Raw genomic sequence first — 21102 nt, forward strand, 5'->3', positions numbered from 1 at the left:
TATAATGGAAGACAAATTATGGTAGACGCAACTCTCGCACTGATGGCAATATTGCCGCTAATCGTCATAGCGGTGATGATGGTCGTATTGCTACAACCTGCAACGATAACGATGCCGGTCGCCTGGGCGGTAGCGGCCGGGGTGGCGTTCGTCGGCTGGGAGATGTCGCCGAGACTGATTGCAGCAGCATCGATAAACGGGGCCATGACGGCTACCCGGATACTGATTATCGTCTTCGGCGCGATCCTGTTACTGTACACGCTGAAGGAATCGGGGGCGTTCGAAGTCATCAACGCCGGGTTCTCGTCGCTGAGCGACGACCGGCGCGTCCAGTCGATCCTGCTCGTGTTCCTGATGGGCTCGTTCATCGAGGGCGCCGCCGGTTTCGGGACGCCCGCGGCGATTGTCGGTCCGCTGCTGGTCGGACTGGGATGGCCGCCGATGGCCGCCGTGGTCGTCGCGCTGACCGGTAACATCCTAGCAATCACGTTCGGCGCCGTCGGGACGCCGCTGATCATCGGGCTGGAAGACGTCGTCTTCGGCCAGGACCCGACCGAGGCTGGCACGGTCGCAAACGAAATCGTCACCGAGGGCGGCTTCGAGAGCGTCGGTGCATATGTCGCCCAGATCGGTCTCTGGGCGGCCATCATTCACGCTATCGTCGGCATCGCGATTCCGTTTATCGGCATCGCGCTGTTGACGCGATTCTTCGGCGAAGAGCGGTCGATTCAGCCAGCTATCGAAATGATCCCGCTGTGCCTGTACGCGTGGGCGGCCTTCGTGGTTCCGTACCTCGCGACGGCATACTTCCTGGGTCCGACCTTCCCGGCGCTGCTTGGTGCGATGATCGGGCTGTTCATCGTCGCCGGAACGCTGCGTGCCGGCTACTTCCTCCCCGAGGAAGACTGGGACTTCGGCCCGCGTGACAGCTGGCCGGACCACTGGGTCGGCAGCATCGAGCCCGGAGCCGGCGTCTCGGGCGAGAGTGGTGAGGAGAAAGTCGCAGCCGACGGTGGTACCACGTCCTTCAAAGACATGCACTCACAGGACATGTCCCTGGGGATGGCGTGGTTGCCGTACATCCTCGTTGCAATCGTGCTGGTCGTGACCCGCGTCGTCGGTCCAGTCCAGGAGGCGCTGCTTGCGGTCCAGCTCTCGTGGAGCAACATCCTCGGAACGCCATTCGGCGAGAGCATCGAGTTGCTGTACCTACCCGGGACGCTGTTCATCGGCATCGCCGTGGTGACGTACGGACTCCACGGCATGAACGGCGAGGAGATCAAAGATTCCTGGGCAGAGGCGATTCGGAACATCATCCCGGCAGTCATCGCGCTGTGGTTCGCGGTCGCGACTGTCATGATCATGCAGCGAAGTAACGCCGACATCGTGCTCCAGTCGGCAAGTGCCGGGACCGGAATGCTCCAGATTCTGTCGGAGCTGACTGTCGACATCACTGGACAGGTGTTCCCGTTCTTCTCGGGCTTCATCGGCGCGTTCGGCGCGTTCATCGCGGGTTCGAACACCGTCAGCGACATCCTGTTTGGCCTGTTCCAGTACGAGGCCGCACAGGGAGTCGGTGCCCCGACGCAGGTCGTCGTCGGTGCGCAGGCTGTCGGTGGCGCAATCGGGAACCTCATCGCCATCCACAACGTTGTCGCCGCACTGACGGTCGTCGGTCTCATCGGCGAGGAGGGTCGCGTCATTCGCATTGAGCTGATCCCTGTCCTCTACTACGGTGTGATGACGGGGATATTGACGTTGATATTCTCCTACGTCGTCGTGCCGGGTGCCTTCTGACACGCAGGAAGAAGCCCCACGAACGACGCTACTTCGCCTTTTCTGGACGTGCCGAACAGACGGCACTGTCATGCTCTCCCCTAGATGCTGCTGGCGGACCGCTCGCTGATGGCCGCGATATACGTTGTGTTCGCCTATCTGCGTTCCAGCGCTGTTCTGCGACCTCGGCGTCGTCGGTCAGCAGTCGCCCGGAGCCACAGCTACCGAACCGAGCTATCGAAAAAACGTCGAATGCTGTCGACCGCGTTACTCGAACAGGTCGACGACCGTCTGGTACTCTTCTGTGACTTTGTCCCAGTCGACGACCTCGAAGAAGGCGTCGATGAAGGAGCCACGGTCCGGACCGTAGTCGTAGTAGTAGGAGTGCTCCCAGACGTCGAGTGCCATGATGGGGTGTGCGCCCCACAGGGCACCCTGGTCGTGTTTGTCGACCTTGACGTTGCGCAGTTGCTTGGCAACGGGGTCGTAGACGAGTAGCGCCCAGCCGCCGGCAGCGCCGGCTGCGGCTTCGAACTCGCCTTTCCAGCCCTCGTAGGAGCCGAAGTCCTCTTCGATGCGGTCGGCGAGGTCGCCCTCGGGTTCCCCGCCGCCGTTGGGGTCCATGTTGTCCCAGAACAGTGTGTGGAGATAGTGCCCACTGCCGTTGTGGGTGACGTTCCCGAGTGCACCGGCGCTACTGCCGAAATCCCCGCTTTCGCGGTTCTCGGCGAGTGTCTTCTCGGCGGCGTCGAGGCCGTTTACGTACCCCTGATGGTGGGTATCGTGATGCCAGGTGAGAACCTGCTCGGAGATGTGCGGTTCCAGGGCGTCGTAGTCGTAGGGCAGCGGTGGCAGCTCTGGTTCGGAATGTTCGGACATATGAAATTTGCCTCCAGCACAATTATCGGGCGGATGGATGTTAAACGTTTAGGAGCCGCATGCTACCACGACTCAAGCAGCGGCTGCCTTCGGGTAGATTTCTGCGCCGTCCACGACTCTTCGTCGCCCCAGTGTCAAATGGCCTCAAATGTGGTAGGACGCACGGTTCAGGTCGGGTCGGGGTCCCAGTCGTCCTCCGTCCGCGGGAACGTGAGTTCGATAGAGACGTGTTCGCCGTCGGTCCCGGTCGTGACGATGCCATCGGCCTGTTCGATGCCCCAGTTGATGAGCCACCGGCTCATATCGTCGCGGTCCGACGGGCGCGGCTCCGCGCCCTCACAGAGTACGGCCTTCTCGTGACGGGAGAACTGAGGCCCGCTATCGCTTATCGAGACGGTCACCGCGTCGGGGCCAGTCCTGACCGAGATACCGACGACAGGCTCGGCGTCGATTCCGAGCGACCGCTCTGCCGCATGGCGCAGCGAGACACGGAACACCGGCTCGAAGAGCCCACTGCAATGGGCCCACTCGTCGAGACTCGCATCGAGGACAAACGAGACGTCCGGCTCCCACTCGCGTGCTGCGTCGATCTCCTCGTGGATAATCGGGACGATATCCGCGGGCGATTCAGCCTCCGGTTCGACCATCGACGCCAGTTCGTCGGCCTGATCGCTCACGTCGAGCATCACCGATGCGTGTTCCCGGAGCAGTTCACTATCCGTGACATCGTCCGTCTCCTCTGCAACCTCCTGTTTGACTGTCGTCATCTCCTCTTGAATCGTCGCCCGGAGCACGGAGTTTAGCGCATCGAGTCGCTCTTTGCGCCGCCGCCGGTCGGTCACGTCACGCAGAGTGAGCACAGTCCCGCGCTCGTAGTCTCCGTCACCGTCGATGGACGTCCACTTGATGTCGTAGTGACGGGTGTCTCCAGATTGTTCGACAGTCACCGTCGGGTCGGTCGTCGTCTCACTGATGTCCGCCAGCGGGCCAATGTCGTCGCTTGAGGTCCCAAGCAGTTCCGACCGGTCCATCCCGGCCAGCGCACACGCGGCCGGGTTACAGTCCACGACTGTCCCACCGGCATCAAGGACGAAGGTCGGGTCCTCACCGGCCGCGACTGCCGTCTCAGCGGCCAGGTGACTCGGCACTGGCGCGCTTCTGAACATGTCGAACTCCACGATTGCCAGCGCTGCGAGTCCGCTTGACAGGGCGAACGTCATCGGTGTCAACTGGAACGCCTCGGAACCTGCTAGGTCGAATGTGTCGACGACACTCGCGAAGATGGGAATCGTTCCGGCTCCAATCAGTGCCAATGCTCGCTTCGTGTACAGCGTCCCGCGGTCGACGACAAACTCGATGAGGAGAATCGCGCTGGCGGTGACAACGAGCCACGTAAACACCGCGAACAAGAGAGTCAGAGAGGCCTTGTCGCCGGTTAGCACACTCAAACTATCGTACTCGCTGACAGTGATATTCCGGTAAATCCCCCCGTCGTATATTACGAGCGACCCAACGCCCACCAGGGCGGGAATAATCGAGAGGCCAGCGATTCGCAGTTTGGTGAGATACTCCCCACGGCCAGTGTACTCGATGACAAACAGCGTCCACGCCACCGGGATGACGACCACGCCGAGCCACTCCAGTCGAGCGAAGGTGAGCGTCAGCGCTCGCGTCCCGGCGAGCAGTTCGCCGAGGTAACAGAGGAGCCACCACAACTCCGCTACGACTCCTACGAACAGCGGCTTCGCGCCCGGAATCGACAGGTTCCGGCTGACGAGCCATGTGACACTGAGACAGACCAGTATCGAGAGGACCACCGCGAAAAGGGTCACCGTTGCTTGCACGGGTTACCGTTCGTTTCCGGGTTGGTGGATTAAGAATTACGAACCCGTTGCCAATTCTGTCTGTTCGGTGTCTATCCTCGCTTGCTTTCCGGCTCGTTACCGGTCGCCGTCTTGCTCCGAGAGCTCCATCATTCGCTGCCGCTCACGAATCACCTCTCGCTACCTCGAACATCTCGATAGCCGCCTCCCGCCGCTCGCTGTGATCGACAATCGGGTCGGGGTACTCCGGTGCGGCGCTACGTCGCTGTGTCAGCGACGCCTCGTGCCACTCGTGGATAATCTCGGGGGCGGCGTCGCGCAACTCCGGAACGTAGCGTTTGATATACTCCGCGTCGGGGTCGTAGTCCTCGCCCTGTGTCATCGGATTGAAGATGCGAAAGTACGGCTGGGCGTCGGTCCCCGTCGAGGCCGCCCACTGCCAGCCGCCGTTGTCGTTGGCGGTGTCGTGGTCGACCAGTTTCTCGCGAAACCAGTCGTACCCTTCCCGCCAGTCAATCAGGAGGTCCTTGGTGAGAAACGAGGCGACAATCATCCGCACACGGTTGTGCATGAACGCCTCCTCGCGGAGTTGGCGCATTCCCGCATCGACGATGGGATACCCCGTCTCGCCGTCTTTCCAGGCCTGCAATTTTTCCGGGTCGTCGTCCCACTGAATCTGGTTGTCGTACGTCTTGTAGTTCTGTGTGACCACGTCCGGTCGGTCCCAGAGCACCTGCGTGTAGAACTCCCGCCAGGCGAGTTGGTCCTGGAACTCGAAGACAGACTCTCGTTCGGCCTCGCTGTCGGCGTCGAGTTTCGCCGCTTCGGTCTCCTCGTAGACCTCCCGGATGCCGATGGTGCCGTACTTGAGATGCGGTGAGAGTCGGCTGGTGCAGTCGTCCGCAGGATAGTCTCGCCGGTCGTCGTACCGGTAGATGTCGTCCGCACAGAAGTCGGTCAGCAGGTCGCGGGCGGCCGCCGGTCCGGCCGGTGGAATCTCCGCTTCCGGTTCGTCGAATCCGAGGTCGGCGAGCGTGGGAATGTCGCTACCGGAGACTGAGGCAAGGTCGTCGCTGGCCGGCGGGTCCGCTGGGTCTGTCTTTGGCCGGTCGTGCCACTTCTTCGAGAAGTACGTGAACACCTTGTACGGATTACCGTCGTTGGTAGTGATTGCACCGGGTTTGTGGTGCACGGCATCGTGGACGGCGATGCGGTCGATACCAGCGTCGTCGAGTGTCTGCCGGACGGCGGCGTCACGCTCGCGGGCGAGTCCAGAGTAATCTCTGCACCACGTTACGGTGTCGGCGTCGTACTCGGCGGCGAGGGTCGGGAGGAGTTCTGTCGGGGTACCCTGAATTACGACGAGGTCACTCCCGCGTTCGCGGTAGGATTTTCGAAGTGAGTGGAGGCCGTCGAGCAGGAAGGCGACGCGTGGCGGCGCGGCATGCTGGAGGACCGATGGGTCGAGAACGAACACGGGAACGGTCTCGTCGTTGACTGCGTCGAGCGCTAGATTGTCCGCCACTCGCAAGTCGCGGCGGTGCCAGTGAAGATGCATACCTGCACGTCGACTCCAACCCACTTGAGTACGGTCCCAAATCGTCGTGGGACGACTCCTGCCCTATCTGGGGCGTGGGATAGTCCCACCACCTGAAAAATCGCTCTACCGGCGAACATCTGGGTACAGAGGCCGTAGCTAGCTTTTTCATGTCGGCTCGATTAACGATGCGCAATTCGGACCAAGTATATAATCGGGATTTAACAGTCAGGTAAGTATGGGAGAAAACGACCCATTCGGTGCGGTTCGTGAACTCGAACACGATGGTACAACATACAAGATGGCAGACCTCACCGTTCTCGAGGAAGAAGGGCTCTGTGAGCTCGACAAACTCCCGGTGAGCATCCGTATTCTGCTTGAATCTGTCCTCCGGAACGTGGACGGCAAGAACATCACGGCCGACGACGTCCGCAACGCGGCTTCCTGGCAACCTGACGTCCCGGACGTCGAACTTCCCTTCCAGCCGTCGCGCGTCGTCCTGCAAGACCTGACTGGCGTGCCGGCTGTCGTCGACCTGGCGGCACTGCGGTCTGCGGTCGACCGCAAAGACCGGGACCCGTCGATTGTCGAACCGGAAATCCCGTGTGACCTGGTCATCGACCACAGCGTTCAGGTCGACTACTTCGGTGACGAGGACGCCTACGAGAAAAACGTCGAACTCGAATACGAGCGCAACGAGGAGCGGTACCGCTCTATCAAGTGGGCACAGCAGGCCTTCGAGAACTTCGAAGTCGTGCCGCCGGGAACCGGTATCGTCCACCAGGTCAACCTCGAACACCTCGGACGGGTCGTCCACGAGCGCGAGGAAGATGGCGACGAGTGGCTCGTCCCTGACACTCTCGTCGGCACCGACAGCCACACGCCGATGATCGGCGGCATCGGTGTCGTCGGTTGGGGTGTCGGTGGTATCGAGGCAGAGGCCGCGATGCTCGGCCAGCCCATCACGATGGGCCTGCCCGAAGTCGTCGGTGTCCGTCTGGAGGGTGACCTTCCGGAGGGCGCGACGGCGACCGACCTCGTCCTCCACCTGACTGAGAAACTCCGCCAGGTGGGTGTCGTCGACCGCTTCGTCGAGTTCTACGGTCCCGGCGTCGAGAATCTCACCGTCGCCGACCGCGCGACCATCTCGAACATGGCACCCGAGCAGGGCTCGACCATCAGCATGTTCCCAGTCGACGACAAGACGCTGGAATACCTCGAACTCACGGGTCGTGACCAGGACCACATCGAACTCGTCAAAGAGTACCTGGACGCACAGGGCCTCTTCGGCGAGCAGGAACCCGAGTACACCGAGACCGTCGATTTCGACCTGAGTACTGTCGAACCGAGCCTCGCCGGCCACAAGAAGCCCCACTCGCGCATCCCGATGGGCGACCTCGACGAGCACTTCCCGAACCTGCTCGAAGACCAGGGCGTCGTTCAGGCCGACGGTGCGGCAGAGGTCAAACACGACCTCGAACTCGGCGACAAAGTGCCCGTCACACTCGACGACGGCACCGAAGTCGAGATTGGCCACGGGAGTGTCCTCGTCAGCGCAATCACGTCCTGTACGAACACGTCGAACCCGTCTGTCATGCTCGCTGCCGGGCTGCTCGCCCGCAACGCCGTCGAGAAAGGCCTCGACGTGCCCGACTACGTGAAGACGAGTCTCGCACCCGGGAGCCGCGTCGTCACGGCCTACCTCGAAGAGTCCGGGCTCATGGACGACCTGGAGGAACTGGGCTACAGCGTCGTCGGCTACGGCTGTACGACCTGTATCGGCAACTCCGGTCCGCTCCAGGACCCCATCAAGGACGCTATCGACGAGCACGACCTCTGGGCGACGAGCGTCCTCTCTGGCAACCGGAACTTCGAAGCTCGCATCCACCCGAAGATTGCCGCGAACTACCTCGCCAGCCCGCCGCTGGTCGTCGCCTACGGCCTCGCTGGCCGGATGGACATCGACCTCGAAGAAGACCCCATCGGTCACGACGACGAGGGCAATCCGGTTTTCCTCGAGGACATCTGGCCGGACACCGAGGAGCTCCACGATATGGTCCACAACAGTGTCTCCCCGGAGATGTTCGAGGAGAAGTACGCCTCCGTCTACGAGGGCGACGAGCGCTGGGAAGCACTCGAGGCCCCGACGGGCGACGTCTACGACTGGGACGACGAGTCCACCTACATCCGCGAGCCGCCGTTCTTCCAGGACTTCCCGCTCGAAGAGCCTGGCGTCGAGGACATCGCGAACGCCCGCTGTCTCATGACGCTGGGCGATACGGTCACCACCGACCACATCAGCCCGGCCGGGCCGTTCGGTGAGGACCTGCCCGCTGGACAGTGGCTCAAAGAGCGCGGCGTCGAACCCCACGAGTTCAACACGTACGGTTCCCGCCGTGGCAACCACGAAGTCATGATGCGTGGCACCTTCGCCAACGTCCGCATCGAAAACGAGATGCTCGACGGGAAGACGGGCGGCTACGCCAAGCACCTGCCCTCTGGCGAGGAGACCACCGTCTTCGAGGCGAGCGGGCGCTACCGCGACGACGACACGCCGCTTATCGTCATGTCCGGCATCGAGTTCGGGACCGGTTCCAGCCGTGACTGGGCAGCCAAGGGGACTGACCTGCTTGGCATCCGCGCGACCATCGCCAAGAGCTACGAGCGCATCTACCGCGACAACCTGCTCGGCATGGGCGTCTTGCCCCTGCAATTCGAAGACGGCGAGGGCTGGGAAGAACTCGGCCTCGATGGCACCGAAGTGTACTCCATCGAAGGTCTCGACGACGGCCTCGAGATGAACGACGAACTCACTGTCGTCGCCGAACACGAAGACGGCGAGACCACCGAGTTCAACGTCACCGCACAGGTGTCCACGCCGGCCGCAGTCGAGTACATCGAGAACGGCGGCGTCCTGCACAAAGTGCTGCGAGAACTCCTCACCGAGGAGTGACGCCGTAGCCACGTCGCACTCGGCGGCCACGTCGGCGCCGAGGACGACACACAACTTCTGTCCCATATATTCGCGCCGGCCGCCACCGCTTGCGGCCCACTGCGAATTCGCGTACACCACAACCCCGAGAGCGGATGCGCTCGCTGACTTCGACCGACCCAGTTTTCACGCCCCGCCTCCCAGGGGCAGGTAATGGACGACGATGTACGTGAGCGCGTCGAAGAGGCCGCCGAGGAAGCGGCGCTTTTCAACGCGCTCAAACACGGCAGCGACGCACAGGTCGGCGCCATCATGGGCCCGATGATGGGCGAGAACCCAGAGTTCCGAGAACACGGCGACGAGATTCCGGGTGTCATCGGCCCGGTCATCGCCGACGTCAACGGGATGGACGACGCAGCAAAGCGAGACCGACTCGCGGAACTCGCCCCGGAGAAAGTCGAGGAACTGGAAGCCGAGGACGAAGAGGACGAACATGACCTGCCGGACCTGCCAAACGCCGAGAAAGGTGAGGTTCGGATGCGCGTCGCCCCGAATCCTAACAGTCCGTGGCACATCGGGCACGCGCGGATGGCGGCCGTCGTCGGCACCTACAAGGAGCGCTACGACGGCGAGTTTATCTGCCGATTCGACGACACCGACCCCGAGACCAAGCGCCCGGATCTGGACGCCTACGACGCGATTCTCGGCGCCATCGAGTATCTCGGCTTCGAACCCGACGAGGTTCTCAAAGCCAGCGACCGGATCGACATCTACTACGAGCACGCCCGAGCGCTCATCGACAAAGGCGGCGCATACACCTGTTCGTGTCCGCAGGAGGAGTTCTCGAACCTGAAAAACGACGCCGAGCCGTGTCAGCACCGCGACAAAGACAAAGACACCGTCCGCGCGGAGTTCGACGAGATGGTCGCCGGCAAGTACAGCGCCGGCGAGATGGTTCTCCGGGTCAAGACGGACATCGAGCACAAGAACCCCGCACTCCGTGACTGGGTCGCGTTCCGGATGGTCGACACGCCACATCCCCGCGAGGAAGCCGCGGACATCCGCTGTTGGCCGATGCTCGACTTCCAGAGTGGTATCGACGACCACCTGACGGAGATGACCCACATCATCCGCGGCATCGACCTCCAGGACTCGGCGAAGCGCCAGCAGTTCGTCTACGACTACTTCGGCTGGGAGTACCCCGAAGTCATCCACTGGGGCCACGTCCAGGTCGACGAGTACGACGTCGAACTGTCCTCCTCGACCATCGCGGAACTCGTCGAAACTGGCGAACTCGACGGGTGGGACGACCCGCGGGCACCCACCGTCGCCAGCCTGCGGCGGCGAGGGATTCGCGGGCAGGCCATCGTCGACTCGATGGTTGGCCTCGGAACGTCGACTTCGAACGTCGACCTTGCGATGTCCAGCATCTACGCGAACAACCGTGACCTCGTCGACGAGGAGACCGACCGGGCGTTTCTCGTCCGTGACGACGACGAGCACGGCGGTGGGGCAGTCGAGCGCCAGGTCGTCGGCGGCCCGACAGAGGGCCACCCGCCAGTTCACCCCAACTACGAGGACCGGGGCGACCGAACGCTCTCCGTCGAGGAGGGTGTCCTCGTCGAATCCGAAGACCTGCCGGCACACGGCGAGCGCGTCTGGCTGAAAGGCTACGGCTGTGTCCGACACACCCGGGATGCGTTCGAATACACCGACGACGACATCGAGGTCGTCAAACAGGGCGACGTGGACGTGGTTCACTGGGTTCCCGCTGCGGATAGCCTCGAAACGCGCCTCCGGACGGTGGACGGTGCCGTCGACGGCTACGCCGAACCAGGTATCGCCGAGTACGAACCCGACGAGCTGGTGCAGTTCGAACGCATCGGCTTTGCCCGACTCGATAGTTTCGGCTGGGCAACTGGCGACGACAACTTCGACTTGCTCGCGTACTTCGCCCATCCCTGATCGCCGTCTGACGGCCATACAAGTCTTAGGCAGACCGAAAATTCCCCCACGGCGACTGCCTTCGGTCCAAAGTTTAAGTACTCGCCCGATGTGAGATTAAATACCATGGCAATCGACCCGGAGTTCGAGGAGACGTACGAAGAAGTAGACCGACACGAGGACCACCGCGTCTGGACGCCGGACGGGGAGGAGACGACCGAGGAAAAGCAGGGTATCCACGGCACCCACGTCGCTGTCGACTTCGACATCTGTCTGGCAGACGGCGCGTGTCTGGAAGACTGTCCAGTCGACGTGTTCGAGTGGGTCGACACGCCCGGCCACCCCGAGAGTGAGATCAAGGCCGACCCGGCCCACGAAGACCAGTGTATCGACTGTATGCTCTGTGTCGACGTCTGTCCCGTCGACGCCATCGACGTGGACCCGAGTCGCGCCGGGCGTATCTAAACTGCCACTTCTCCACTCGTTGCCGCCGTCGTCCAGTATCTGCTATCGGTCTCGTCAATGAATAGGAAATCTCGGGCAGGTTACGAAACAATTAGGTGAATGTGGAAGTGCATCTCAAACACGGTACGTGATATCAATGCGAAGCGTAGTCCTGACAAAAGGCGTTCCCGATTTCCGTGAGGGGAAGGTGTCGTTCGACGAAGACGGTCACCTCGAGCGTGGGAAAACACCCACGGTCATGAATCCCAACGACAAGCACGCACTCCGGGCAGCGCTACAAACTAAAGTCAGACAGGGCGGCGAGGTATCGTTAATGAGTATGGGCCCACCGGGCTACGCGGAGATTCTCCACGAGGGAATGCGCGACGTGTATGCCGACGACCTCTATCTCCTCTCGGACCGGGAGATGGGTGCGGCAGACACGTGGGCGACAGCGATGACTGTCGCGACGGGCATCGAGTACATGGACGAGAACCCGGACCTCATCTTTGCCGGGTTCAAGACGGCAGACGGCGAGACGGGCCACACCGGCCCACAGACGGAGTGGTGTCTCAACATCAACGACAATATACCGGACTATCCGGTCATCACCCACGTCATCGCGTTGGATATCGACGAAGAGGAGGAGACGCTCCGCGCGAAGCGACTCGTCGAGGGTGACGTCTCCGAAATCGAAACCGTCGAGACGGACCTGCCAGCCTTCGTCGTCGCTGGTGAGGAGTTCGAACCGACTTATCGGAAGGCAGAGCACCGACTCCGGCACAAGGACTTCCGCGCCGAGACTCAGGAACGCGCCGAGGAGTTCGCCGAATATCTGGCCGACGGCTCGGACAAGGAGATGACCGACTGGGAGAACTTCTCGATGTGGAACCACGAGGTCCTGAACCTGGACCCCGACTTCATCGGACTGGACGGCTCTCCGACCATCGTCTCCGGTGTCGACCCGATTCCGAAAGCGCCCTCCGAGCGGGAGGCACAGCACATCGAACCGGACGACGAGGACGGAATGGAGACCGTTTTCGACGAAATGGCGCCGTTTGCGGCAGGTGATTGAATGCCGGACATCGACCCCACAGACCACGACATCGCGGAACTGGGACCGAAAATAAAGGACATCGACGACGAGCAGGAACTCGACGAGATGCTCGCCCTGGAGAAGGGCGGCGAGAGCCGTGACCCGGTCGTCACGCTCATCGAGGACCGACTGGAGAAAGTCGCCGGCGACGACGAAGACGGCGCTGACCCCGCCAGCGCGGACCTGACCGAGATGACCATCGCGGACATCGCGAACATGGTCCGGGACGTAGAGGACGTCGACGTGCTGGAGGACATGCTGGAACGCGAGAAAGAGGGTCAGGACCGCAAAGGTGCGAAATCGCAGATAGAGGACCGCATCCAGTCGATAGAGGGCGACGACGGCAGCGAGGAAATCGAAGTCGAGTACGTCCCACCGGAGGAGAAGTACCCGGACCTCGACCACCCCACTGCGGACAAACAGTACATCGAGGGGACGAGCGACGGCGAATACCGTGACATGTGGGTCTACTGTGAGACTCAGCAGGGCGAACTCCTCGACGTCTCGAAGGAGATGCTCGGCCAGGCCCGTACTCTCATGGACGAGTACAACTCCGAGGAGGGGTACGGCGGCGACGAGGACGGCAACCCCGAGGAAGTTATCGCGGTCCTCATCGGCGACGGTGTCACAGACCTCACCGACGAGGTCGTCGCCTATGGTGCCGACCGCGTCGTCTACCACGACAACGAGCAACTCGACCGGTTCCGGCACAAACCCTACACCGAAATCTTCGTCGACATGTGTCGCGACTGGGAGGCCGACTGGCGGGACTATCACGAGCCCCGCTACACCATCTTCCCGGCGACGAACAACGGCCGTGACCTCTCGGCGCTGGTCCAGGGCGAACTCGACTCCGGGCTAGCCTCGGACTGTTCGGACCTGTATATTGACAACGCGATGATTTCGAACCCGGCCAAAACGGGCACGCCGGGCGACTCCAAGGAGTTCGAACGCATCCTCCACATGCCCCGGCCGGACTTCTCCGGGTTCGAGTACTCCACTATCCTGTGTATCGACAAACCCCACCGGGACTTCCACCCGCAGGGGGCGTCCGTGATTCCGGGTACGTTCGACATGCCCGAACCCGACCACGAACGGGAGGGCGAAATCGTCGAACACGACCTCGACATCCCGGACGACTGGTTCATGGTCGACGTGACCGACTACGACCGGCTTGACGACGGCGTCGACCTCACCGGCAACGAGGTCATCGTGGCGATGGGTCGTGGTATCGCCGACAACCCGACCGAGGGTATCGAACTCGGCGTCGAACTGGCCGACCAGTTCGAGGAGGCCGACCTCGGTCTCTCCCGTGGCGTCCTCACCGCGTCCTATCAGTTTGACAGTCACGTCGAACAGTACGTCCAGATGGAACGCCAGATCGGCGAGTCCGGACAGGAGGTCGAACCGGACCTCTATATCGCGGCTGGAATCTCCGGTGCGGTCCAGCACAAGGTCGGGATGGACGAATCAGACACCGTTGTCGCCATCAACACCGACGACGACGCGGACATCAAGGACTTCTCGGACTACTACATCCAGGGAGACCTCTTCGAGGTACTCCCACGGCTCATCGAGGCGCTCGAAGAAGGCGAACTCGCAGACGCAGTTGCGGAGGTAAGCGATGACTGAGGATTACGAACACTACGAAGCGCTTGTCGTGGGCTGTGGCCCCGGCGGCGCAGCGGCGGCAGCAGCGCTCGCAAGACAGGGTGTCGAGACACTCGTACTCGAACGAGGCGTCGACGCCGGGTCGAAGAACGTCTCGGGAGGACTCATCTACGCGGAGGAGTCCTCGCCGTACACCATCGACGACCTGTTCCCGAACTTCCGGGAGGAGGCCGCCGAACGCCCCGTCGACGAGTCCTACGTCCACAACGTCTCGGGACGAAAGGTCAAGACACTCGACCTCCACGACGTTCACAACCAGGACACCGAATGGTGTGACGCCGTGCTCCGGCGGAAGATGGACTCGTGGCTCGCCGACCGCGTCCACGAGAAGACCCGCGAGACGGGCGGCGGACTTCTGACGAACGTCCGCGTGGACGGACTGCTCCGCGAGGGCGGCGAAATCGTCGGCGTCACCTGCGAGGAACTGGACCCGATTACGGCCGATGTCATCATCGCCGCCGACGGTGTCAACAGCGAACTCGCACGCGATGCGGGCCTGATGGACTGGGACGAACCCGAAGACTGGTTCCAGGGTGTCAAGGCAACCGTCGAAATGGAGGAAGGCGAAATCAACGACCGCTTTGGCATCGACAGCGACGAGGGAGTCGCCCACCTGTTCTCGGGGGACCTCTTCGACGGTGTCCGTGGCGGTGGCTTCCTCTACACGAACGAACAGACCCTCTCGATTGGGACCGTCTTCCACCTCGACTCGATTTCCAAGGAGGAAGCAGAGCCACACGAACTCCTGGACAAACTCCTCACCCATCCACTGCTCGACCAGTGGCTCCAGGGTGACTACGAGGAACGGGAGTACGCCGCAAAACTGGTCCCGGACTCGAAGAAAGTCGCTCACCCCTCGCCACATCGCGGCCGGTTGTTGCTGGTCGGTGACGCCGCCGGCCAGATGCAGGCTCAGGGCCCGATTATCAAGGGGATGAACCACGCTGTCACCGCCGGTGGACTCGCTGCCGAGGCGTTCCAGGAAGCGCGGAGCCGCGGCGACGCGAGCAACGCCGGCCAGCTCTACGAACAGAAGCTCGAACAGGAGGGCGTGATGGCCAAACTACGGCCGACTCGCTACCGGGCGACCCACGCACTCTCCGAGAGCGACCTCGTCACGAAGGTTGGCAACGCGGTCCTCGAGTCGCCGCTTGGCTCGGTCGGCCTGAAGGCCGCCGACAAGCTCGGCCTGATGGAGAAGTCGTTCAACTCCTCGTTCGTGCTCGGGATGATTCCGGACACCAAGATGTCCTACGTCACGGTACCGACACGCGTCGGCGAGGTGCTGGGGACGAGAGTCACCGACACCAACGACGTCGAACCGCCGGAACTCGACGAGCGCATCGGCGACCTGACCTACGACGTCGACGACCCACACATCGAGTTACAGGACAACAGCTGGGAGGCAAGCGGCACAGCAGTGACGGCCTGCCCGGTCAGCGCGAAAGACTTCGGCGGCGGCTGTTACCGCGAAGAGACAATCGAGACAAACGGCAGCGAGGAGAAGGTCGTCAGTCTCGACACACAGCCGTGTGTCGAATGTGGAACCTGCGCTGTCGTCGCCGACACCCACTGGGAGCACCCGGCGGGTGGCAAAGGCGTCGAGTACAAACAGGGCTAACATGGACGCACAGACCCGCTTTACCGAGCGAATCCAGGACCTCTCCGAGCGGGTCGACAAGCACAAGGAGTCGTTCGAGCCACCGGCGAATCCGCCGGCGGAAGAACAGGCAATGGAGATTCTCAGGGAGGGCGCTGGTCCGACCATCGCGCTCTTCGTGGAAGCACGGACCGGCCGACACATGGTCCACTTCCCGCCGGAACCGTACGAGACACTCGAAGAGACGATGAACGACTGGCTGGACCTGTATGCGGCCTGCTACGGGACGGACCTGAACGCGGATTTCACAATCCGTGAAGCCGCGGAACTGCTCGTCGACACCAAGAACATCAAAGACGTCGCCGAACTGTTGACGAAAGTCCCTGCCGACCAGTCCTGACGTCTACAACGAATTCTTTCCTTCGTGGGTTATCTGTTCGAGCTGATGACTGTCTGGTCGACAGACTGTGACAAACCGTTAAGTACAGGGGAGTGGTACCACCAATCATGGAACTGACTGACAAGCTAGAGTTCGACCACGACGACAGGAAAGACATCTACGAGTACGTAGAGTCAAACGGGGCGACGCGGCCGGAGAAGCTACGCAACTCGCTGACGATGGGCGAGCGTGCCTTCGGTCATCACACGGCAATTCTCCGGCGGGACGGTATCCTCGAAGAGGCCGACGGAAAACTCCGCATCGCCTTCGATTCCGGGACCGAAGAGGAGTTCACGAGCGACGAGGTCGAGTTCACGATTCGGCAGGCGCGTGAGGAGGACCTGACGGGACTCGTCGGCGCGATTCGGCAGGCGATCGGTGGCGGCGAGTACGTCGACGCCGAGACCGTAGCCGACATCATCGACAGCGAGGGCGTCCTGTTGCGCCACAACGAACTCGAATCTCGCATCTTCTTTGTCGCCTGTGTCAACGACGAAGTCGTCGGCTGGGTCCACCTCAAACACCCCGAACTGGAGAAGTTGAGCCACACCGCCGAACTCACCGTCGGTGTCCTCGAAGAGTATCGCGGCCACGACATCGGGAGTCATCTGCTCGAACGCGGTCTGGAGTGGGCCGCCTCGAAGGGCTTCGAGAAAATCTACAACTCGATTCCCGCGAGCAACGAGGCGGCAATCGAGTTCCTCGACAGTCGGGGCTGGCGCGAGGAAGCACGTCGCCAGGACCACTACAAGATGGACGGCGAGTACGTCGACGAAGTGATGATGGCGACGGACCTGTAGGACACCGATATCTGGCGTACACTTTTCAGTGGCTGCCGAGTAGATACAGATATGACCATCGACTCTATCCTCGTCCCGACGGACGGGAGCGCTGCGGCGGACAGAGCCACGGAACATACGCTCTCCCTGGCCGCGACATTCGACGCGGACGTCCACGCGCTATCGGTCGTGGACCTCCAGCAGGCGGCCGGCCCGTTCAGCGCCGGCGGCCTTGACGCGACGTTCGTCGAGCGACTCCGAGAGCAGGCAAACGAAGATGTCGAGCTCATCGCCGACCAGTGGGCACAACCCGAGCGGTTCCACGGAACCGTCGAGGAAGGCCGCCCATCGACCACCATCCTGGAGTACATCGACGAACACGACATCGACATCGTCGCGATGGGGACACACGGCCGGTCGGGCCTTCGCCGGTTCGTCCTCGGGAGCGTCACCGAACACGTTCTCCGTGAGTCGCCGGTCCCTGTACTCGCAACTCATGCGACAGACGAGCCACCCGCACTGCCCTACCAGAACGTGCTGGTCCCGACCGACGGCAGCGACTGTGCGACCGCCGCAGTCGAGTACGCGCTCTCGGTCGCGGCCGAATCCGGCGCGACACTCCACGCGCTGAACGTCGTCGACGAGTCTATCGTGGTCGGCTCGCCGGGCGCGACCCTTCCGTCGAACTACCTCGACAGCATAGAAACGATGGGTGAGGAAGCCATCGGGGAACTCGCAGACAAGGCCCGAGACCGAGCTGTCGCGGTCGAGACGGCCGTCGAGCGAGGCAAGCCGGCAGCTGGAATCGAGGCCTACACCGACGACGTCGACATCGACCTGGTCGTCATGGGAACACACGGCCGGTCGGGGGTCGAACGATTCCTGCTTGGCAGTACGACAGAAGAGGTCATTCGAACGGGGACCTGTCCGGTGCTGGCGGTGCCGGATGGGACAGCAGAGTAGGGCAGTTACCCGTGATTGCTCGCGCCGTCCGGGAGATCGTCGTCGGCCGTCTCCAGTGGGTCTGCGACGATGCCGTCTTTCCGTGACTGGACGCGTGCGTGCCCCATACAGACGTATCGATTCTCGTCCCATGGGATGTGGAGTTCGACGGTCGCCTCGCGGTCGCAATCGGCTGTCGCACACTCCATGTCGCTTCTTTCGAGAGCCGGCCATACAGCGTTTCCGGTGGGGGTCAAAACACTGCGACCCAGCCCACCGCGACGAGGACGGCCACAGCGAGAAACGCCTGCACGATGGCAGACGCGAAAAATCCGAGGACGTACGTTCCAGCGGCCATCGCGCCAGTCCTCGCGTTCCGGTGGGTGCGGTATTCGAGGGCAAACACCACGAATGCGCTGCCGAGCAACATCCCCACCGGGCCGGTGACAACCAGCAACACCACTCCCACGCCGCCAGCCACGAGCGTCGTTGTCGTCGACGCGCCGCCGACCCTCGCAGCCACGACGCCACCGAACCAGTCTGCAGCCACCGTCAGCAGACACAGCCCCGCGAGCGCGACGAGGACGACCGTTCCTGGTTCGGTAAAGCCTGACCCCCACCAGTAGAGGCCGACACCGGCCAGTGACACCGCGCCTGTCGGGACTCCCGGGACGAACGCCGAGACGACTGCCCCGGCAAGCACTGCGAACGCGAGCACCGTCAACACCGTCGCGACAATCCCGCTCATTCGAATCGCTCCAGTTCCTCGTGTACTCTGGCACCACCGAACGCCGACACCAGCGGTCGGACGGCGTCTGGCAACCGCCGCTTGCAGGCGGCTGTCGAGTGATAGTCGAGTTCTTCGGCGACGGTGTCCCAGGACTGGCGCTGGAGCACTCGCCGGACCAGCAGCCGTTCCTGCCGGGCAGCCAGCGTATCAGGGTCGGTCGAGTCGACGAGATGTCGCAACGCCAGCCGCCCGACTGGGCGCGGTGCCGTCTCCAGAATCGCGGTCCCCGTCGCGATACCCGCTGCGACGCGCCACTCCCAGTCGGACAGCTCCAGGGGTACGCTCGCGTCGAGGGAATCGAGCGTAGCACGGACCACGTCGGGGTCTACCTCCGAGAGGGCGTCGGTGAGCATTCCCGACAGGCGGCCGACGAACCACTCTGCGTGGCGGTCGTGGAGCGTCCGGCCAGCCTCCGATAGGGGGTCCAGCATGACCGCAGAGTGTTCACCGCTGCGGTCGTTGCGAGTCACAGAGAGATGAACCGTCGAGAAGCCGTTTTGCGTCCAGAAGGAGAGTAGTTCCGGCGTCGCGCCGTAGCCGACGCCGAGCCAGTCGACATCGTCGCCGACCTCCTCTCGGACCGCCGCGAGCAGGCGTGAGCCCAGTCCGCGCGAGCGAACGGCGGGATGGGTGGCAATCCGCAGGACGCGGTAGCCGACCGGGACGCCGGCACGTTCGTCGCGGAGTTGACTCGTCAGCACGTCCGGAATCATGTTGCCACGGACGCGCTCGCCCTCGTACATCCGCGCTCTGCGCGCCGCAGAGAGATTTCCTTCGCGGGCCAGCAGCGCGACGGCGACGATATGCCCGTCGAGACAGAGCGCGCGGATGGTCACGTTCGGGGCGTCGAGTAGCCGCGCGAGGTCGTTGGGTTCGGTCCGGTAGTGCGCGAGTACGAGCAGCCCAAAGACCTCCCGGAGCAGGTGTTCGTCGTCGAGCAGGTCCGCTGAGGAGAGTCGTCGGTACGAGACTGTTTCGGGCGTCGCATCGGTGACAAGTGGGTCGACGGCTGGGCGGGCGTCGAGACAGAGCGCTCTGAATCCCCACACTTCGACCGGGTCGCCCGGCGCGTACCGGATGGGTGTTCCGAGGTGCTGATCGTGTACCGTGTGGTCGCTCTCGGCGAGGTCGTCCCGAAAGCGGACCGAGAATCCTCTCCCAGCGCCTTCGTACCCGTGAATCGTCGTGGTAAACGCGACCGAGTCGGCATCGAGGAACGCACGAAGTCTGCGGACCGGGAGGGCGGCGGCCTCGTCGACGATGACACAGTCGGGGTCGCCCGGAAGCGCGGTTGCATCGGCAGCGGGAACGAAGCGGACACAGCCAGTTTCGGTCTCGATACGGTGAGGATTCCTGTCGCTATCACGGCAAGCGAGTTCGCCAATCTCAGTCAGGAGTTCCCGGGCGCGTGCGAACACCTCGCTTGCGGCGCGGTACTGCGGGGCCGTCACGAGGACGTCGTTGTCCGCGAGCGCGAGACTGCCGGCGGCGAGGCCGGCGGCGCTCGATTTTCCCCGGCCGCGGTCGGCCTCGACGACCAGTGCGTGCCCGCTCTCGACGAGGCGCTCGAAGGCGGCGATGGCGTCGCGCTGGTCGTCGGTGCGACAGGCAGTGTAGGAAGCCGTGGGAAACGCACAGTCGCTGGGCGGGTCTGGGTCCGCGTGTCCGAGTCGCGGTGCGGCGTCGATGATGCCGTCTTTCTCGACGGTTCCGTCCTCGGCATCGACGATGGCGATGCCGCGGTGCTGGCGGAGCGTCCAGACGAGGCGGCGGCGGAAGTAGCCGATGACCTGGTCGCGCTCGAACGGCGGGACCGCGAGTGATTCGTCGAAGTCGTCACGACGGTTCGGCCACTCCTCTAGTGGCGGCGTTAGGAGTACGAGGAGTCCGCCGCCGCCGACAGCACCGAGCGTACAGCCAAGTGCGTTCGGCTGGCAGGCATCGTGTGTATCGAGGACGACCGCCTGCTGGGTCGTCCCGAGCAGCTGGTCGGCGCGCTTCGGGTCGATTGGGTCCCAGGGTGTGGTGTCGGCGCGACCGACGTACCGAGTTTCGGCGGCTGGAATAGCTGCCACGTCGAGTGCCACAGCCGCTCGGTCCCGGGTGGCTTCCGGTGGCCCCGCGAGGACGAGGACGCGACGCTCGTCGTGTACGCGGGCGTTCTCCCGCAGGCGGGCGGCGTAGTCCATAGCCTGTCTCCGCTGCCCGGGAAGTTGTGCGCTGTGGTCGCCGGCAGGTGAACTGTTGTTCGACGGAGCGACTGGCGTGTGGCAGCATATCATGCCATGGAGCCTTCGAAACTGCTTTAGGGGCAGATGGACCAATCAGGAGTACAGCCTGCGCGAGGTTGATGACGCTCCCAGCCCCGATAGGATTTATATCCCGTCTGCTGGATGGGCGCGGACCGACCGCGAGGGCGGGGGAGTGCGAGCCTGCGCGCAGGAGGTGAC

Annotated in this window: 16 protein-coding genes; 10 read left to right on the top strand and 6 right to left on the bottom strand. The window is 63.0% G+C overall.

All coding sequences use genetic code 11. The features are described from left to right. The first annotated feature begins 18 nt into the window (after nt 1-18). Nucleotides 19-1797 carry an L-lactate permease gene (locus QYL91_RS11495; protein ID WP_302080639.1) on the top strand — a complete coding sequence of 593 codons (1779 nt, stop codon included), beginning with the start codon at nt 19-21 and terminating at the stop codon, nt 1795-1797. 246 nt (nt 1798-2043) lie between these two features. Here the strand turns inward: QYL91_RS11495 and sod are convergent, their stop codons facing one another. The 3 genes from sod to QYL91_RS11510 all read right to left on the bottom strand — a co-directional run bounded on the left by sod (nt 2044) and on the right by QYL91_RS11510 (nt 6036). Next, on the bottom strand, nt 2044-2655 hold the full coding sequence (gene sod / locus QYL91_RS11500) for a superoxide dismutase (protein ID WP_302080640.1): 612 nt from the start codon (nt 2653-2655) through the stop codon (nt 2044-2046). Between the two features lie 167 nt (nt 2656-2822). Continuing rightward, a complete protein-coding gene (locus QYL91_RS11505; protein ID WP_302080641.1) occupies nt 2823-4499 on the bottom strand; it encodes a histidine kinase N-terminal 7TM domain-containing protein in 1677 nt (558 codons plus the stop codon). 142 nt (nt 4500-4641) lie between these two features. Beyond that, nucleotides 4642-6036: a cryptochrome/photolyase family protein gene (locus QYL91_RS11510; RefSeq protein WP_302080642.1), complete on the bottom strand. Its 1395-nt coding sequence runs from the start codon at nt 6034-6036 to the stop codon at nt 4642-4644. Nucleotides 6037-6253: 217 nt separating this feature from the next. Between QYL91_RS11510 and acnA the strand changes: the two genes are divergently transcribed. The 9 genes from acnA to QYL91_RS11555 all read left to right on the top strand — a co-directional run bounded on the left by acnA (nt 6254) and on the right by QYL91_RS11555 (nt 17883). Further along, nucleotides 6254-8968, top strand: a complete 2715-nt coding sequence (gene acnA / locus QYL91_RS11515; protein WP_302080643.1) for an aconitate hydratase AcnA — start codon at nt 6254-6256, stop codon at nt 8966-8968. Between the two features lie 192 nt (nt 8969-9160). Next, nucleotides 9161-10912 (top strand): glutamate--tRNA ligase, encoded by a 1752-nt coding sequence (locus tag QYL91_RS11520; RefSeq protein ID WP_302080644.1) that lies wholly within the window; start codon nt 9161-9163, stop codon nt 10910-10912. 105 nt (nt 10913-11017) lie between these two features. Beyond that, complete coding sequence (locus tag QYL91_RS11525; RefSeq protein ID WP_302080645.1) at nt 11018-11356, top strand: 4Fe-4S dicluster domain-containing protein; 339 nt, start codon at nt 11018-11020, stop codon at nt 11354-11356. A gap of 136 nt (nt 11357-11492) precedes the next feature. Beyond that, nucleotides 11493-12410 (top strand): electron transfer flavoprotein subunit beta/FixA family protein, encoded by a 918-nt coding sequence (locus tag QYL91_RS11530; RefSeq protein ID WP_302080646.1) that lies wholly within the window; start codon nt 11493-11495, stop codon nt 12408-12410. Next, nucleotides 12411-14063, top strand: a complete 1653-nt coding sequence (locus QYL91_RS11535) for an electron transfer flavoprotein subunit alpha/FixB family protein (RefSeq protein WP_302080647.1) — start codon at nt 12411-12413, stop codon at nt 14061-14063. Next, a complete protein-coding gene (locus QYL91_RS11540) occupies nt 14056-15723 on the top strand; it encodes an FAD-dependent monooxygenase (RefSeq protein ID WP_302080648.1) in 1668 nt (555 codons plus the stop codon). The genes QYL91_RS11535 and QYL91_RS11540 overlap by 8 nt, the downstream gene beginning before the upstream one ends. Before the next feature lies 1 nt (nt 15724). Then, nucleotides 15725-16102, top strand: coding sequence for a DUF8055 family protein (locus QYL91_RS11545; RefSeq protein ID WP_302080649.1), 378 nt, complete (start codon nt 15725-15727; stop codon nt 16100-16102). Between the two features lie 107 nt (nt 16103-16209). Further along, nucleotides 16210-16941, top strand: a complete 732-nt coding sequence (locus QYL91_RS11550; RefSeq protein ID WP_302080650.1) for a GNAT family N-acetyltransferase — start codon at nt 16210-16212, stop codon at nt 16939-16941. Nucleotides 16942-16992: 51 nt separating this feature from the next. Beyond that, nucleotides 16993-17883, top strand: coding sequence for a universal stress protein (locus QYL91_RS11555; protein ID WP_302080651.1), 891 nt, complete (start codon nt 16993-16995; stop codon nt 17881-17883). 5 nt (nt 17884-17888) lie between these two features. On the opposite strand, the gene QYL91_RS11560 is transcribed toward QYL91_RS11555, so the two are convergent. Genes QYL91_RS11560 through tmcA form a run of 3 tightly spaced genes read right to left on the bottom strand, consistent with a single transcriptional unit; the run spans nt 17889 to nt 20841 of the window. Continuing rightward, nucleotides 17889-18071: a DUF8014 family protein gene (locus QYL91_RS11560; RefSeq protein WP_302080652.1), complete on the bottom strand. Its 183-nt coding sequence runs from the start codon at nt 18069-18071 to the stop codon at nt 17889-17891. Nucleotides 18072-18115: 44 nt separating this feature from the next. After that, a complete protein-coding gene (locus QYL91_RS11565; RefSeq protein WP_302080653.1) occupies nt 18116-18610 on the bottom strand; it encodes a DUF456 domain-containing protein in 495 nt (164 codons plus the stop codon). Continuing rightward, nucleotides 18607-20841, bottom strand: coding sequence for a tRNA(Met) cytidine acetyltransferase TmcA (tmcA, locus tag QYL91_RS11570; protein WP_302080654.1), 2235 nt, complete (start codon nt 20839-20841; stop codon nt 18607-18609). The genes QYL91_RS11565 and tmcA overlap by 4 nt, the downstream gene beginning before the upstream one ends. Nucleotides 20842-21102 lie beyond the last annotated feature (261 nt).

Origin of the sequence: Salinibaculum rarum (assembly GCF_030505615.1) — an archaeon.
Taxonomy (GTDB): domain Archaea; phylum Halobacteriota; class Halobacteria; order Halobacteriales; family Haloarculaceae; genus Salinibaculum; species Salinibaculum rarum.